Annotated in this window: 14 protein-coding genes; 6 read left to right on the forward strand and 8 right to left on the reverse strand. The window is 64.8% G+C overall.

The annotated features are described in order from the left end of the window. The first annotated feature begins 44 nt into the window (after positions 1-44). The 3 genes from VNM24_04060 (at position 45) to VNM24_04070 (ending at position 3,650) form a co-directional block, all read left to right on the forward strand. Positions 45-1,760 (forward strand): VWA domain-containing protein, encoded by a 1,716-nt coding sequence (locus tag VNM24_04060; protein ID HWQ37775.1) that lies wholly within the window; start codon positions 45-47, stop codon positions 1,758-1,760. 269 nt (positions 1,761-2,029) lie between these two features. Beyond that, positions 2,030-3,118 (forward strand): PQQ-dependent sugar dehydrogenase, encoded by a 1,089-nt coding sequence (locus VNM24_04065; protein ID HWQ37776.1) that lies wholly within the window; start codon positions 2,030-2,032, stop codon positions 3,116-3,118. Positions 3,119-3,200: 82 nt separating this feature from the next. Beyond that, entirely contained in the window at positions 3,201-3,650 is a 450-nt protein-coding gene (locus VNM24_04070; GenBank protein ID HWQ37777.1) for a methylglyoxal synthase, read from the forward strand. A gap of 8 nt (positions 3,651-3,658) precedes the next feature. On the opposite strand, the gene VNM24_04075 is transcribed toward VNM24_04070, so the two are convergent. Genes VNM24_04075 through VNM24_04085 form a run of 3 tightly spaced genes read right to left on the reverse strand, consistent with a single transcriptional unit; the run spans position 3,659 to position 7,780 of the window. Continuing rightward, positions 3,659-4,756 carry an enolase C-terminal domain-like protein gene (locus VNM24_04075; protein HWQ37778.1) on the reverse strand — a complete coding sequence of 366 codons (1,098 nt, stop codon included), beginning with the start codon at positions 4,754-4,756 and terminating at the stop codon, positions 3,659-3,661. 5 nt (positions 4,757-4,761) lie between these two features. Next, entirely contained in the window at positions 4,762-7,299 is a 2,538-nt protein-coding gene (locus tag VNM24_04080) for a GH3 auxin-responsive promoter family protein (protein HWQ37779.1), read from the reverse strand. A gap of 13 nt (positions 7,300-7,312) precedes the next feature. After that, a complete protein-coding gene (locus VNM24_04085; GenBank protein HWQ37780.1) occupies positions 7,313-7,780 on the reverse strand; it encodes a hypothetical protein in 468 nt (155 codons plus the stop codon). Positions 7,781-7,954: 174 nt separating this feature from the next. Between VNM24_04085 and VNM24_04090 the strand changes: the two genes are divergently transcribed. Both VNM24_04090 and VNM24_04095 read left to right on the forward strand, forming a co-directional pair. Beyond that, positions 7,955-8,182, forward strand: coding sequence for a hypothetical protein (locus tag VNM24_04090; GenBank protein ID HWQ37781.1), 228 nt, complete (start codon positions 7,955-7,957; stop codon positions 8,180-8,182). Between the two features lie 68 nt (positions 8,183-8,250). After that, positions 8,251-9,177 (forward strand): CobD/CbiB family protein, encoded by a 927-nt coding sequence (locus VNM24_04095; protein HWQ37782.1) that lies wholly within the window; start codon positions 8,251-8,253, stop codon positions 9,175-9,177. A gap of 10 nt (positions 9,178-9,187) precedes the next feature. On the opposite strand, the gene rsgA is transcribed toward VNM24_04095, so the two are convergent. Beyond that, positions 9,188-10,096, reverse strand: a complete 909-nt coding sequence (gene rsgA / locus VNM24_04100) for a ribosome small subunit-dependent GTPase A (GenBank protein ID HWQ37783.1) — start codon at positions 10,094-10,096, stop codon at positions 9,188-9,190. Positions 10,097-10,180: 84 nt separating this feature from the next. After that, the gene (locus VNM24_04105) at positions 10,181-11,431 is read right to left on the reverse strand and encodes a M48 family metallopeptidase (GenBank protein HWQ37784.1); all 1,251 of its coding nucleotides are present in this window, start codon (positions 11,429-11,431) and stop codon (positions 10,181-10,183) included. A gap of 78 nt (positions 11,432-11,509) precedes the next feature. Between VNM24_04105 and orn the strand changes: the two genes are divergently transcribed. After that, entirely contained in the window at positions 11,510-12,055 is a 546-nt protein-coding gene (gene orn / locus VNM24_04110) for an oligoribonuclease (protein HWQ37785.1), read from the forward strand. 110 nt (positions 12,056-12,165) lie between these two features. On the opposite strand, the gene VNM24_04115 is transcribed toward orn, so the two are convergent. The 3 genes from VNM24_04115 to VNM24_04125 all read right to left on the reverse strand — a co-directional run bounded on the left by VNM24_04115 (position 12,166) and on the right by VNM24_04125 (position 14,793). Beyond that, a complete protein-coding gene (locus VNM24_04115) occupies positions 12,166-12,372 on the reverse strand; it encodes a DUF6494 family protein (GenBank protein ID HWQ37786.1) in 207 nt (68 codons plus the stop codon). Then, entirely contained in the window at positions 12,369-14,030 is a 1,662-nt protein-coding gene (gene pgi / locus VNM24_04120; protein HWQ37787.1) for a glucose-6-phosphate isomerase, read from the reverse strand. The genes VNM24_04115 and pgi overlap by 4 nt, the downstream gene beginning before the upstream one ends. A 232-nt stretch (positions 14,031-14,262) precedes the next feature. Continuing rightward, entirely contained in the window at positions 14,263-14,793 is a 531-nt protein-coding gene (locus VNM24_04125) for a phasin family protein (protein ID HWQ37788.1), read from the reverse strand. Between the last annotated feature and the right edge of the window lie 68 nt (positions 14,794-14,861).

Below are 14,861 nucleotides of genomic sequence, written 5' to 3' on the forward strand. Positions count from 1 at the left end.
TGGTGTGCTTACCGTTTTGTTGCGTGTGACTTTTCTGTTGACTCATGGTGAAGTTCGAGAACGTCGAGCGCGGACTCTCGCTGTACCTGCGGGCGCTGTGGGGATGCGACTTCCGGCTGCGTCCGGCGTCGCACACGAAGCAGCCTTGGCGTAGACGGCGCGCGACGATCGACGGCGACTTGGTGCGGCTGCCGCAGGCATGCGCGGGTCTGGCCGGGCAGAGTGGGGCTGCGCTTTACCGGGCTGCGGCTGCGCACGCGGCCGCGCATGTGCGGTTCACCACGCGGCGGTTTTCCGCTGCCGGGCTCACGCCCATCCAGGTTGCAGTGGTCTCGCTGATCGAGGACGCGCGTGTCGAGTGCCTGGCGATACGGGAGTTTCCGGGGCTCAAGCGCCTCTGGGCGCCGTTTCACGTGGTGCGGGGCGGCGCAGTGGCGGGCTCTGCCGCACTGATGGTGCGGCTCGCCCGTGCGCTCATCGACCAGGACTACCAAGACGACGACCCGTGGGTGAGAGAGGCGCGCCGGCGTTTCTTCGCACAGTGCGACGCCTGGCAAGACCAGTCGGTCTCGCGCGCGATCGGTTCCCTGCTCGGCGGCGAGCTGGAACGGATGCGCGAGCCGTTCGACTTCGCGACCTATGTGGTCGAACCGGCGTACCGGGACGACAACCTGGGGATGTGGGACTTCGCGAACCAGAACCGGAACAGCCGGGATGACAGCGTTCACGAAGGCGTGCATTCCTCGGACGGGGACGAGGGCGAGCCGCCCGAGGAGCGCGCGTCGGGCGATCCCGCGGGCCGCGCGGCCCGAAGCCGCTTGTTCCCGGGGCGCGAGCGCAGCGAAGCTCCGGAAGAGCGGCTCTCACCCGCCGTTCGCTATGACGAGTGGGACTACCTCGTCGGGCGCGAACGGCGCGCCTGGTGCACGCTGCTCGAGAAGTCCGCTGCCGAAGGCGACGCACGGCAGATCGACGACATGATGAAGCGCAACAGAGAGCTGGTGACCCGCATGAACGCTCTTGTCAGAGCGCTCCTGGTGAAACGGCTGATGCCGATGAAGCTGCAACTGGAAGGCGAGCGGCTGGATCTCGACGCCTCCATCAACGCGCTGGTCGATCTGCGTTCGAACATCGCACCCGACCTCCGCGTGCATACCCTGCTTGGGCGGCGGCGGCGCGACCTCTCGGTTCTGGTGCTTCTGGACCTTTCACAATCCACCAATGATCTCGCACCCGGCGCCGGTACCACCGTGCTGCAGCTCGCCCGCGAGGCGACCGCGTTGCTGGCCGACGCGATGGAGCGCATCGGCGACAGTTTTGCGATCCACGGGTTTTTCTCCAACGGCAGGCACGAGGTGGGCTACGTGCGCATCAAGGACTTCGACCGGCCTTACGCAGAGCTGGCGAAGGCGCGCCTGGCCGGGATCACCGGGCGGTTTTCCACCCGCATTGGCACTGCCCTGCGTCACGCCGGCTCGTTTCTGAAAGACCGGCGCTCGGACAAAAAGCTGTTGCTCCTCGTCACCGATGGCGAGCCGTCCGATATCGACGTTCAGGACCCGCATTACTTGGTCTTCGACGCGAAGAAGGCTGTCGAGCAGAATCAGAGTTACGGCGTCTACACCTACTGCATGAGCCTCGACCCCAGGGCCGATTGCTACGTCTCCCGCATCTTCGGTGTGCGCAACTGGACGGTGGTCGATCATCTTCGGCGGCTGCCCGAGAAGCTTCCGCTGCTCTACGTGCGGCTGACGCACTGATGTCTCCGGCCCGGCGCCGCAGACGCGGCGGATTGGTGCAAGTGCGTTTGGCGAACCGGCCCCATCGAGCGCCGCTCCGACAAGCTGGCTCGAAAATGGCTTTGCCTCATCACGAACTGGCATCACTTTCGAGGATGATCGCGTAGTATGGATCTTGTCGCAGTACTCCGACTGTCATGACCCGTCGTCTTGTCCGCGCCTTGTTGCTCGTTTCATCACTGTGCGCGGACGGTTGCGGCAACGGAAGTTCTTCGCCTGCCGGGCCTGCGTTGTCGACCGGCCTCGCGCTGCAACCCGTCGCGAGCGGGCTCGGTTCTCCGGTATTCATGACGTCGCCGCCCGGCGACAGGAAACGTCTGTTCATTGTCGAGCAGGCCGGACAAATCCGCATCTTCGATGTGACGACCGGCACGCTGAGGGCCACGCCGTTTCTCGACGTCGCCGGCCGCATTGTCAGCGGGGGCGAGCAAGGCCTCCTCGGCATGGCGTTCGATCCCGATTACGCGAATAACCGCCGCTTCTATGTCTTCTATACCGACCGCAGCGGCGATCTCGTGATCGCCCGCTACCTGCGCCACGCGACCGACGCGAACCTCGCCGATCCGACGAGCGCGATGGTGCTGCAGACGGTGCAACATCCCGTCCACGCCAACCACAACGGCGGCATGCTGGCGTTCGGTGCGGACGGCTGCCTCTACGCCGGCATCGGCGACGGCGGTAGCGGCGGCGATCCGAATGACAACGCGCAGAATCCCGATTCGAAGCTCGGCAAGCTGCTGAGGATCGATCCGGATACCGGAGCCGCCTGCGCCAATGGTATCGCCAACCCGTTTGCAGGCGGCGGCGGTGCGCCGGAAGTGTGGAGCCTGGGACTGCGCAACCCGTGGCGCTTTTCCTTCGACCGCCAGACCGGCGACCTGTACATCGGCGATGTTGGGCAGGGCGCGCGCGAGGAAGTCGATGTCGCGACCGGATCGAACCCGGGGCGCGGTGTGAACTACGGTTGGCGACTGATGGAAGGTTTCCTGTGTTTCAATCCTTCGACCGACTGCAACCCTGGAACCCTGACGCTGCCGGTACTCGATTACCCGCACATCGAGGGGGCTTGCTCGATCACCGGCGGCTACGTGTATCGCGGCACGGCCATAGCCGGGCTGCAGGGCACCTACTTCTATGCGGATTTCTGCGCAGGGTTCGTCAGAAGCTTCCGCCTCGGTAACGGCCAGGCGATGGATCAAAGGGAATGGCCGCAACTGAGTCCGCCCGGCGGGTTGATATCGAGCTTCGGGGAAGACAGCGCGGGCGAACTCTACCTGATGTCTCTGAGCGGCGGGCTCTGGAAAATCGTTCCAGATTGAAACTGTCCCGCTGCACATCGCCTGGCGCCCCGACGGCCTGAAACCGGCGCGCCCAGCGCCCGAATTGCACTTGAGGTAGACGATGGAGACGACCACTGTCGAAATGGCGCCGCGCAAGCGCATCGCGCTGATCGCGCACGACAACCGCAAGCAGGACCTGCTCGAATGGGCGCGCTACAACCAGGGCACGCTCAGCCACCATGAGCTATGCGGCACCGGCACAACCGGTGGGCTGATCGCGCAGGAGCTGGGACTGACGGTCAGGCGGTTCAGAAGCGGACCGCTCGGCGGCGACCAGCAGGTCGGCGCGGCGATTGTGGAAGGCGAGATCGACATGGTGATCTTCTTCTGGGATCCGCTGACTCCGCAGCCGCACGACGTGGACGTGAAGGCTCTGCTGCGCATCGCGGTCGCCTACAACGTGCCGATTGCCTGCAACCGCGCGACCGCCGACTTCATGCTCTCCAGCCCGCTGCTCAACAGCCGCTACAGCCGGATGGTGCCGGGGGCCGAACGCTGGGTTTCCATGTAAGGGCCGGATCAGAGCGCGGTGTATCGCAGCGCGAATCCGAAGCCGGTCGGTACCGCTTGCGCTTCGAGCACACCGCCCGCACCGAACATGATCGGCGAGTGGACGACGTCACGCTCGAGCAGATGCGTGCCGAAGGCGCCCTCCTGCGCGTACAGAATGTCGCGTGCGCTGTTGGCAACGGCGAGCGCCGCACGGGTGAGCAGCGAGGTTTCGCCCACGTGCGCGCCGACGATCATCTTCAGTCCTGCCTGCCGTATGCGGTGCGCGAGCCGCAGCGAGCGCAGCAGCCCGCCCATCTTCGATACACGCAGGTTCACGAGCCAGCGTACCGCAGAGTCGCCAAGGGCATTGAGCTGCCTGTCGCGCAACAAGCTCTCGTCGAGGATAATGGCGCAGTCGAAAGTGGCGGCGATCCGCCTCATTCCCGGAAAGTCGCCGGCCTTGAGCGGTTCCTCCAGCGCGACGAAGGGAAAGTCGAGCCCGGAGAGAAAGTCGATTGCGCGGTCCGCGCTGGTCCACAGATTGTTGGCGTCGGCCCGCACCGCGGCGCCCTCGATCCCGGCCGCCTTCAGTGCAGCGACTTTCGCGCGATCCAGCGCAGCGTTTCCAGACAGCTTGATCTTGTAGTCGCGGAATCCGGCCGTCAGATAGCGGGCGAGCTGCGCGTGAAAGCGCTGCGGCGACACGTCCCCAATGACGGCGGTATAACGAAACCGTCCCGACAGCCTCGGCAGTTCCAGCAAGGCTTCCACCGTCTGCCCGTTGCGCCTGGCGAGCAGATCGAGCAACGCAAGCTCGATTGCGCACCACGCTGCTGGATTGGCGTCGATCTCTGGGCCATGCCGCTCGACCCGGCTTCTCAACGTATCGAGGTCCCGGATCGTGGCGATGAGTCCTTCGCGCTGCGATTCCACGAACGCGGCTGCGCCTGCCAGCGTTTCGTGGCTGACGTATTCGCGCGGACATCCTTCGCCGTAGCCGAGCAGGCCGTCGCGGCTTCGCGCCTCCACCCAAAGCGTATGGGTGGCGTCGCGCGATGCCGACGCATGCGCGAACGTTTGTTTGAACGCGATGTTCAGCGCTCGCCATGACAGAGATTGCAGCATTCGCTCTAGACCTGCTCCACGAGTCTTTCCAGGTCGACCGGAATTCTGCCCTTGTAGGCCAGGGCGACGATCTTGAACTGGTTTTCGCGCTGACCTTGGCGAACGCTTTCGCGCTTGTAGGCTTCTTCGGCGCCGGGGGCGAGCCATGCCGCGGAAAGGGCAGCCAGCCGCCCGCTCTCCCGCTTGGCTTCGTACTCGATGTTGAGCGCCCGCAGCTGCCCGTCGACCATCTGTGCCAGACGATCCGCGTGGGGTTTCGGCCCGCCATCCACTTCGACATAGAGCCGATACGCGCGCGCCGGCTCGTCGGCCAGCATCATCACGAAGCGCGCCGTCCGGCCGATCCGCGCCACGGCCTGGCGAACGGCCGCCAGCACCTGCGACTCGTAAAGCTTCTCGCCGGTGATGTTGGTCACGCCCTTGCCCTTCTGCACGAACTGGAGTAGCGGCGTGCGGCGCAGAAACCCGGTCACGCGAACCAAGTCGTTGATGAAATAGCGGTACAGTCCCGAGGGCGTGGTGACGATGACGTAGTAGTCCACGCCTTTGCGAATCCGGTCGAGAGTGAGGAACTCGGGTTCGCCGAGGTCCCATCGGTCGCGCTCGACGAATTCGAAGAAGTGCGTATCGAACGTCGGCAGGCCGCTGCCGCGGCGGCGGCCCAGCGTGATCGTCCCGCGGAACTCGCTGGACACGTAGCCGAGTTCCTGGATGTGCGTGCGAGACGACAGCTCCTGTCGCAGCGCGCTCGCTGCCACGCCTGCGCTGGCGCATGTCCAGGTCACCACCATCCTCAAGGCCGGCCACAGATCGGCAATGCGCCGTTCGCCACCTCCGGCGCACAGCCGTTCCAGCTCTTCGGCGCGCGCCGGAACAGAGCCCAGACGCCGACCGAGCGAGGATAGGACTTGTGCCGGCACCTTGTCCGCGAGAAAGAAACCGCCCTGGCGCAGGTCCGCGATCAACTTGGCCTCGTGCTCGCGATACAGCGCGATGAGCGTGAGCAGGGTACTCGCGTTCGCGCTTCCCAGATAAGTGACGTCCCTGTGCGCCAGACCCAGCCGCAGGATAAGCAGGTACTTGACCCTGCTGTCGGGGATGGTGAGAACTTGCGGCGGCACGATGAACTTCTCTCGCACCAGCGTCGGGGTACTTGCGGCTACTATCCCGGATGCCGACCCGAACGGCTTTCCGTTGGGCAGCACGCCCTCGACCGCGGGACTGGTGATCACCAGGATGCTTCCGTCGAACGCCTCCGGGCAGACCCGATGCTGCGCCGCCACCGACAATCGATGAACGACTCGCAGCCTGCGCAGGTGAGACGGCGTTAGCGGAATGTCCTTGGGCTTGCCCGTGGTACCGCTGGTGCGCAGGTACTGCAGGGGCGCTTCAGCGCTCAGCGCGGGTTCGCCGCGCTCGATCTGCGCCTCGATGTAATCGCGCAGCGCCTCGTAGCCCCGGACCGGCACGCGCGCGGCGAACGTCCCGTAGCCTTCGATGGTCTCGAAATCATGCTTGCGACCGAAAGTCGTTGAGCGATTGCGGCTGAGGATGGCGGAAAGCAACGCGCGCTGCGCGCGCATTGGCTCGCGCGCCGCCTTTGCGATTGCGCGGCCATGCACAAGGCGAGTCCAGCGCAACAGCATCGCGACAGCCAGATCCGCGAGGCGCTCCTTCAGGCTGCGCCGTAAGCCGGCCCGGCGGCGAAAAGGCGCGAACATCTGGGCCCAGAAACCTTTCGGATAGCCAGGGTCGGGGATGCCGATGTCGAGCAGCCGGTGTTTGGGCAGATACCAGGTGCCGAACACCAGGTCCCAAACGATGGTGGTATTGCTGAAGTTGCAATACGCCGTCCTGGGATCTCGCGCATGGTGCCAGCGGTGGGTTTCCGCGCTGCCCACCAGATAGTTCAGGAATCCGTAGCGCAGCCGCACGTTGCTGTGCTGGAAGAAGCCGTTCACCGCGTAGAGCAGAAAGTAGGCGGCGATCACCTCGGGCGCCACCCCGAGCGCCACGAAAGGTACCGTGTCCAGCCCGAAGTGCAGCGCTTTTTCCAGCGGGTGGAAACGGCCGGTGTTGAGTGTGTACAGGATGGCGGGCGAGTGGTGCACCTCGTGCAGCCGCCACAGCGGCGCGAAACTGTGACAGGCGCGGTGCAGCCAATAGCGCAGGAAATCGACCGCAAGCACCATTGCGATCACCTGCGCCCAGAGCGGCCAATGGTACGGCCACCAAGGGTTCGCCGCCGTCTCGTGCGTGCGTCCAGCCAGCAAGAGGGCGAGCAGTGCCGCCAGCGCGCGTGGCAGGAATACCTGCACGACGCCCAGGAACATGGCGTCGGCTTTCACGTCGTGCCAGCCTGGGCGCCAGTCGTCTCGCTCCGGAAACCGCAGTTCCAGGGCGACGATCACCAGCGCAGCGAGCACGATCGGAACGTAGAGGGCGACCAGCAGATGCGAGCCGCTGGAAAGCATGGCGCCGAACAACGCGATCGCGGCCGCAAACACCAGCGGATACCAGACATAAGGCAGCGCGTGTGTCATCGGCTGTTCCTCATCACGAGGCCGGGCGGCGCGGGTGGTAACGCGCAACCGTCAACACGAAACCGGCGAGCACGACATGGAACACTGCGGGAATCCAAGCGGTGAACCAGGCCGGGGCAGCAGGCATCGCCAGTCCCACCAAGAGGCGCAACAGCGAGCCGGCCATGTACACCGCACCTGCCCAAAGAAGGATGCGCCCGAGCCGGGGATTGACGATCAGCGTCCCATTGGCAGCACGCCAACATACCCGCACCATCACCGCGAGAATCACGATCTGTGCCGAAAGCAACGACCAATAAGGCAGCCGGCTGCCTTGGAACGCTTCGAACGCCGGGAGAAACGCCTGGGGAATCCAGCGCTGCACGGCCTGCCCGGCCACGCGCAGGGCGAACAGCCCGGTGAGCAGCGCCAGCAAACCGGCGTGCCTGCGGCTGGCAGGCGGTTGCGCGCAGCCGCGGAGGGTTGGTCTTGCCGTCGTCACGGCGCTGAGCTTCCATGTTCCGGTCGGATTGCGCAAGCGGCAGCGGAAGGGCGAAGTCGCTGAGGAGCTCGACGCGCCGGTCGAGCGGGTCAGGCAACGCGACCAAGCGATGCGTGAGGCACCACCCTCCTGCCGGGGATAAGATATCGGCTGGACTCTCTCAGGGGGAACCCGATGGCTGACAACAAGACCAAAGTCACCATTCTCACGGGAAGCTACCGTATCAAGGGCTATATCGATCTGATGCCTGGGGCGCGCGTAACGGACTACATGATCGATGCTAAGGATTTCATCGCGGTGACCGAAGCCGAAGTCTGGGAGGCGGGCGACCGCAAGGTGGCGAGCGCTCCTTTCATCAACGTCAGCCGCGAGCATATCCAGGTCGTCATTCCGGGTCATTGATGCGCTCACGCCCTGTGCGCCGCGCCTGATGGATCCGATAAAATGAGGCGGTAGCCGCTGCATTCATCATGTCCTTTCTCTCCTTATTGGCTGCGCTGCTGATCGAACAGGCTTGGCCGCTCAATCCACGCTGGGCCGTCTTTCGCCTGTTCGCGCGGTACGCAAACAGCCTTGGCAAGCACTTCAACGCCGGCGAACGGCGACAGGGAATGGTGGCCTGGCTGCTCGGCGTGCTGCCGTGGGTGGTCGCAGCAGCCTTGGTGCACTATTTCCTGGCGTCGATGAGCCTGGCGCTGGCTTGGGTGTGGAACGTGGGCGTGTTGTACGTGACGATGGGGTTTCGCCAGTTCAGCCATGCCTACACCGCGATCGTCGAAGCCCTGCGCGGCGGCGATCTGGACACGGCCCGCAGGGAACTGGCGGAATGGCGCGGCCAGCCGGCCGACGAGTACAACGGTACGGAGATCGCCAAGCTCGCGATCGAAGAAGGACTGGTGGACGCGCACCGCCACGTGTTCGGGGTCATGTTCTGGTTCGTCGTGTTGCCGGGGCCGGCCGGCGCGGTGCTGTATCGGATCTCCGCCCTTCTTCATGAAAAATGGGGGGCGCGCGACGAGGAGGAATATCGGGAGTTCGGTCGATTCGCACGCAAGGCTTTCGAGCTGATCGACTGGGTCCCGGTGCGCCTGACCGCGATGAGCTTTGCGATCGCGGGCGACTTCGAGGATGCGGTCTACTGCTGGCGCCAGCAGGCGCAACGCTGGATGAATCCCGAGCAGGGCATCGTGCTCGCCTCTGGCGCCGGGGCGTTGGGCGTGCGTCTCGGCGAGACCGTCCACCAGCAAGGCACGGTGAGCTTCCGCCCGGAGCTCGGTGTCGGCGACGAGGCCGACGTGCATTACATGACCAGCGCGGTGGGCCTGATCTGGCGCGCGGTGGTCATCTGGATGTTCGTCATCGGCCTGGTCACGGCCGCGCATTATCTGGGCCGCTGACGCCCGGGTTTCAGGCCCAGTCGGGCCGTTTCTCTGCGAGTTCCTCTGCGATCGCACGGTAGGCCTGCCAACGCCGCGGCTCGATCTTGCCTTCTTCGACGGCCGCGCGGATCGCGCAACCCGGCTCGATGACATGGCGGCAGTCCTTGAAGCGACACGCGCCGCGCAGCGGACGCAATTCCGGAAAGGCATCGGCCAGTTCCGACAGTGAAAGATGCTGCAGGCCGAAGGTCTGCATCCCGGGCGAATCGATGAGGTGGCTGTCCCGGTCGAGGTGATACAGGCGCGCGCTGGTGGTGGTGTGCCGGCCGGCGCCGAGAGCCTCCGAGATCTCTCCGATGCGTACTTCGGCATCGGGCACCAAGGCTTTGACGATGCGCGACTTGCCCATTCCGGACTGACCCACCAGGACGCTTGTCTGCCCGGAGAGCCAAGGGCACAACGGCGAAACGTCTTCTCGGGCCGAGAGCTTCAGTAGCGGATAGCCGAGCTGCTCGTAGAGCCGCAGCCGCTTGCTTGCGGCGGCGCTTTCCACCTCGAGGTCGATCTTGTTCAGTACGACCAATGCCTTCAGCCGCTGCTGCTCGGCGGCGACGAGGCAGCGGACGAGCAGCTCCTCGCTGAATGGCGGCCTTCCAGCGACCACTACCAGAACCTGCGTGACGTTGGCCGCGATGACCTTCTGCCGGAAATCGTCGGAGCGATACAGCGCCGAGGTTCGCTGCGCGACGGACTCGATCACGGCCTGGTCGGCCGCCGCGCGGCGCACCCGTACGCGGTCACCACAGGCCAGATCGCTCCTCTTGCCCCTTGGGTAGCAGTGCAGGGCAGTACCGTCGGCAAGCTCCACGACGTAGTGTCGGCCATGCGCCGACACGACAAGGCCATCGACGAGCCCGCTCTGTCTTGCTTCAGCCAATGGACGTTCGCAGAGGCGTTCGCGATCGCGCAGCCTTGTCGCGAGCGATGTCTTCGCGTTGGCGTCGCCGGGACAACCAAAGGCTCACGCCTGCGCCATCTGCTGCAGCCGCAGGATTCGAGTGGCCGCGGGCGGGTGCGAGTCGTACCACGCGGAGTGCAGGGGATCGGGCGTGAGCGTCGAAGCGTTGTCTTTATAGAGCTTGACGAGCGCCCTGATGAGATCGCGCGCGGGCGTGTACTGCGCAGCATACTCGTCCGCCTCGAATTCGTGCTTGCGCGAGTACATCGCCATCAACGGCTGCAGCGGGAACACGAACACCGGCACGACGAGGAAGAAAAGCGCCAGCGCCATCGCGTCGGTCGCAGGGTAGGCAACCCCGAGGCCGACGAAGAACCACGGCTGATCCATCAGCGCTCCGAGTACGGCGAGCAGGACCAGGCTCGCGGCGAATGTCCACGCAAGGCGCTTGAACACGTGCCGGCGGCGAAAGTGCCCAAGCTCGTGGGCCAGCACGGCTTCGATCTCCGGCGCTTCCAGCCGGTTGAGCAGCGTGTCGAAGAAGACGATGCGCTTGGACTTGCCGAACCCGGTGAAGTAGGCATTGCCGTGGGTGCTGCGCTTGCTGCCGTCCATCACGAACAGCCCCTTCGACGTGAACCCGCAGCGCTCGATCAGCTTCTCGATGCGGCGCTTCGTTTCCCCTTCCTGCATCGGCGAGAATCTGTTGAACAGCGGCGCGATGAAAGCCGGATACACCGCAAGCAGCAGGGTGCTGAACCCGATCCATACCAGCCAGACGTAGAACCACCACAGCTCCCCCATCCGCTCCATGAGCCACAGCACCGCGAGCACCAGCGGCAGGCCAAGCACGGCGCCGACGGCGGCATGCTTGACGAGATCCGCAATCCACATGCCGAGGGTCATCTTGTTGAAGCCGAATCGGGTCTCGATGACGAAAGTGCGGTACAGCCCGAAGGGCAGCTCGAGCATCGAGGTAAGCACGACGAGCAGCGCGACGAACGCCGTGCCGCGCAGGATGTCGTTCTGGAACAGCGCAGCCGCGAGTCCATCCAGCCATTGCAGGATCCCGCCGAAAGTCAGCGCGAGCAGAACCGCGGCATCGAACGCGATGGCAGCGGCGGACAGGCGCGTCTTGGCGCTCGTGTAATCGGCCGCCTTGCGGTGCGCCTCCAGATCGATGTCGGCGGCGAATGCCTCGGGGACGCGCTCACGGTGCGCCTGCACGTGACGGACGTGGCGAAAGGCCAGCCAGAGCCGGGTCGCTGTTGTGGCCGCCAGCGCCAGCACGAAGACGATGGAAAAACCGTTCATGAGCGTCGACTTCGGAGAGAAACCTCAGTATGACAAAATAGCCGCCGGGAAAACTCAAAGAAGAAACGCAGGGCGATTATGGCACAGGACCCCAGCGCGTTGATCTGGATCGACATGGAGATGACCGGCCTCGATCCCGAGCGCGATCGCATCATTGAGGTGGCGCTCGTGGTCACCTCATCGAATCTCGAACCCGTGGCGGAGGCGCCCGTGCTGGTCGTGCACCAGGCTGCCGAAGTGCTCGAAGCGATGGATGCTTGGAACAAATCGACGCACGGAAAGTCCGGCCTGCTTGACAGGATCCGGGCTTCCCGCCTCACTGAGGCGGACGTCGAGCAGAAGATGATCGCTTTCCTAGAACTGCACGTTCCACCCAACACCTCTCCGATGTGCGGCAACTCGATCTGCCAGGACCGGCGCTTTCTCGCGCGCTGGATGCCCAGGCTGGAGCAGTACTTCCACTACCGGAATCTGGACGTATCGACGCTGAAGGAGCTGTGCAAGCGCTGGAAACCGGAAGTCGCTGCCGGCTTCACCAAGAAGAGCAAGCATGAAGCGCTCGCCGATATCTACGAATCGATCGACGAATTGAAGTACTATCGGGAACACTTTCTGAAGCTTTGAGCGCGGTGAGGCAGGCGTAGGACCTGGAGCAAACAAGGCGCGGCCCGCTCCGGAGCCCGCACGCGAGCCTGGATCATCTCTTCCCTGTTCGCTCCCCGCGTCTTCGGCCTTCACTCCAGCGTAATTTCGCCGTCAAAATCAACCTCCAGACCCACGGCGGGAACGATCAGCTTCATTTTCGCGGCTAAGCGTTCGTTGCCTTTGAGCCCGCCGGACGCCATCGCCTTCGCCACCGCCTGTTCGATCTCCCGCTGCGAGCCTACACCGGCCATCTTGAGAAACTTGCGGATGCTCATGTTGAAGGTTTCCTCTTTCATCCGGTCCTCCTCATTGCGATGATGCGGTCGATGAGCGCGCGGGTCGAGGGGTCGTGGGCCGCGGACGCGCTCCCTGCTCGCAGATCCCGGAGCACGCCTGCAGCCAGTTGCTTGCCCAGCTCGACCCCCCATTGATCGAAGGAGTTGATGTTCCACAGCGCGCCCTGCACGAAGACCTTGTGCTCGTAGAGCGCGACGAGCGCGCCGACCGATCGGGGGTCGATCCGCGGCAGCACGATCGTGTTGCTCGGGCGGTTACCCGGAAAGGTGCGATGGGCCGCGAGTCGCGCGGCCTCCTCGCCCTCGAGCCCCTGAGCCCTCACCTCGGCCAGCGCCTCTTCGGTGGTCTTTCCGCGCAGCAAGGCCTCGGTCTGCGCCAGGCAGTTGGCGAGCAGGAGTTCGTGGTGCTCCGGCAACTGCCACTCGGAGCGCGCGGCGACGATGAAATCGCACGGCGTGACTTGGGGGCTTTGGTGCAGGTGCTGAAAGAAAGCATGCTGGCCGTTGGTTCCGGGCGCTCCCCAGATGACCGGTCCGGTCGCGTAGTCCACCGCTTCGCCCGCGCGATCTACTCGCTTGCCGTTGCTCTCCATGTCGAGTTGCTGCAAGTGCATCGGCAGCCCGGCCAGATCCTGCGCGTAGGGCAGGACGGCGTGGGTCGGGGCACCGAGGAAATTGCCGTGCCAGACGCCGATCAGGCCCAGCAAGGCCGGCATGTTGCGCTCGAGCGGCGCGGTGCGGAAGTGCTCGTCCATCGCGTGGGCGCCTTCGAGCAACTGCTCGAAACGCTCGAATCCGACCGCCAGTGCGATGGGCAGGCCGATCGCCGACCACAGTGAATAGCGGCCGCCCACCCAGTCCCAGAAACCGAATACGCGCTCCGGCGCGATGCCGAACTGGCTGGTCGCTTCCAGGTTCGTGGACACCGCGGCGAAATGCGCGGCGATCACCGCGTTCGCGGGGCTGGCGCGCGCCAGCCGCGCGAGCAACCAGTCGCGCGCGGACCGCGCGTTGGCCAGGGTCTCCTGAGTGGTGAAGGTTTTCGACGACACGATGAACAAGGTGGTTTCGGCGTCCAGTCCTGCCACGGTAGCCCCGAGATGTGCGGCATCGACGTTGGAGACGAAATGCACCCGCAGCTTGCGCGAGGCGAATGGGTTCAGAGCCCGAGTCACGGTGAGCGGCCCCAGATCCGAGCCGCCGATGCCGATGTTGACGACGTCGGTGAAAGGCCGGCCCGTGAAGCCGCCCACGCGCCCTTCGCGCACGCTCTCGGAAAACTGCTGCATGCGCGCGAGCACGGCATTGACTTCGGGCATCACGTCCCGACCGTCCAGCAGGATCGGGCGATTCGAGCGGTTGCGCAACGCGACGTGCAGCACAGCGCGCTTCTCGGTCGTGTTGATCCGGCGCCCCTCGAACATCGCTTGGATCTGCTGCGGCAGGCTGGCGTCCCCGGCGGCGGCGATCAGCAGCGACAAGGTTTCGCGCGTGAGCGGATTCTTGGAGTAGTCGAGAAAAAGGCCGCAAGCCTCCAGGGAAAAGTCCTGCGCGCGGCGCGGATCGCGCTCGAAGAGGTCCAGGATGGACACGTGGCGCATGCGTTGCGCGTGTGCGTGCAGCGCTTTCCAGCTTGAACGCTCGGTCAGCCGCGCCATGGGCTGGACGCCGACGCAGGCCTCGGGCGAACGCGAAAGTGCGGGTGCGGGAACAGCCGATCGGGCATTTGGGTGAATGCAGCTTTCGAGAAGGCGGCAGGAGGAATTTTAGGCGAGGCAGCCGCTCGTCCGAAACCTGCGTTACCGGCTCGGGCGAGCAGGGTACAGCGCACAAAAAGGCCTCCGAGGCTGCCCTCGGAGGCCCGCGACACAAGGAGGGAGGAGGAGCCCCTTACGCCGCTTTCTTCTTCGCCGTGCTGTTGGTGGCAGCGGCGAAAGTCGCTTCGGTGGCTTCGCTGACCTGGCGCGCCGCCTTCGAGAAAGCGTCGTAGGCCTGGTTTGCCGTCGCTACGGCGGACTTGATCGCGGCGACTGCGGCTTCGGAACCGGCTGGCGAATTCTTCGCGGCCTGGTCGAGGGCCCCGATCAGGTTCTTGTTGAACTCGGTGACCTTTTCGTCGAAGAGCCTGGCGATTTCCGCCTGGGTTTCGGACGCCAGTGTGTAGACGGACTTCAGATAGCTCGCGTACTTTTCCGCTGCGGGTTGAGCCCACGCGCCCGGCAGGGTGGCCAGCTCCTGGGGATCCTTGGCTTCCAGCGCGGCCTTGGCCGTCTTCACCGCTTCGGCGAACGCGCTCTTCGCGGTCCTGAGGTTCAGGTCCGCGAACTTCTCGGCTGCGGTCGCGGTGACCCCGGCAAACGCCAGAAACGTGTCGAGAGTTTCCTTCTGCGTCGTGACTACTTGCTCTGGTACGGTAAACATCATGCCTCCTGAAGAAAGCGTCTTAAGGTCTCGGCCGTGGACAACGGCCCCTTGTCCCGGCGACGAGA

The sequence above is a fragment of the Burkholderiales bacterium genome, from assembly GCA_035560005.1.
GTDB lineage: Bacteria > Pseudomonadota > Gammaproteobacteria > Burkholderiales > Eutrophovitaceae > DASRFY01.

What these genes read in the sequence shown, in the direction of transcription:
- VNM24_04060 (HWQ37775.1), top strand. Translation starts at nt 45, where the DNA reads ATGGTGAAGTTCGAGAACGTCGAGCGCGGACTCTCGCTGTACCTGCGG.
- VNM24_04070 (HWQ37777.1), top strand. Translation starts at nt 3,201, where the DNA reads ATGGAGACGACCACTGTCGAAATGGCGCCGCGCAAGCGCATCGCGCTG.
- VNM24_04075 (HWQ37778.1), bottom strand. Translation starts at nt 4,756, where the DNA reads ATGCTGCAATCTCTGTCATGGCGAGCGCTGAACATCGCGTTCAAACAA.
- VNM24_04080 (HWQ37779.1), bottom strand. Translation starts at nt 7,299, where the DNA reads ATGACACACGCGCTGCCTTATGTCTGGTATCCGCTGGTGTTTGCGGCC.
- VNM24_04090 (HWQ37781.1), top strand. Translation starts at nt 7,955, where the DNA reads ATGGCTGACAACAAGACCAAAGTCACCATTCTCACGGGAAGCTACCGT.
- VNM24_04095 (HWQ37782.1), top strand. Translation starts at nt 8,251, where the DNA reads ATGTCCTTTCTCTCCTTATTGGCTGCGCTGCTGATCGAACAGGCTTGG.
- VNM24_04105 (HWQ37784.1), bottom strand. Translation starts at nt 11,431, where the DNA reads ATGAACGGTTTTTCCATCGTCTTCGTGCTGGCGCTGGCGGCCACAACA.
- orn (HWQ37785.1), top strand. Translation starts at nt 11,510, where the DNA reads ATGGCACAGGACCCCAGCGCGTTGATCTGGATCGACATGGAGATGACC.
- VNM24_04115 (HWQ37786.1), bottom strand. Translation starts at nt 12,372, where the DNA reads ATGAAAGAGGAAACCTTCAACATGAGCATCCGCAAGTTTCTCAAGATG.
- pgi (HWQ37787.1), bottom strand. Translation starts at nt 14,030, where the DNA reads ATGGCGCGGCTGACCGAGCGTTCAAGCTGGAAAGCGCTGCACGCACAC.
- VNM24_04125 (HWQ37788.1), bottom strand. Translation starts at nt 14,793, where the DNA reads ATGTTTACCGTACCAGAGCAAGTAGTCACGACGCAGAAGGAAACTCTC.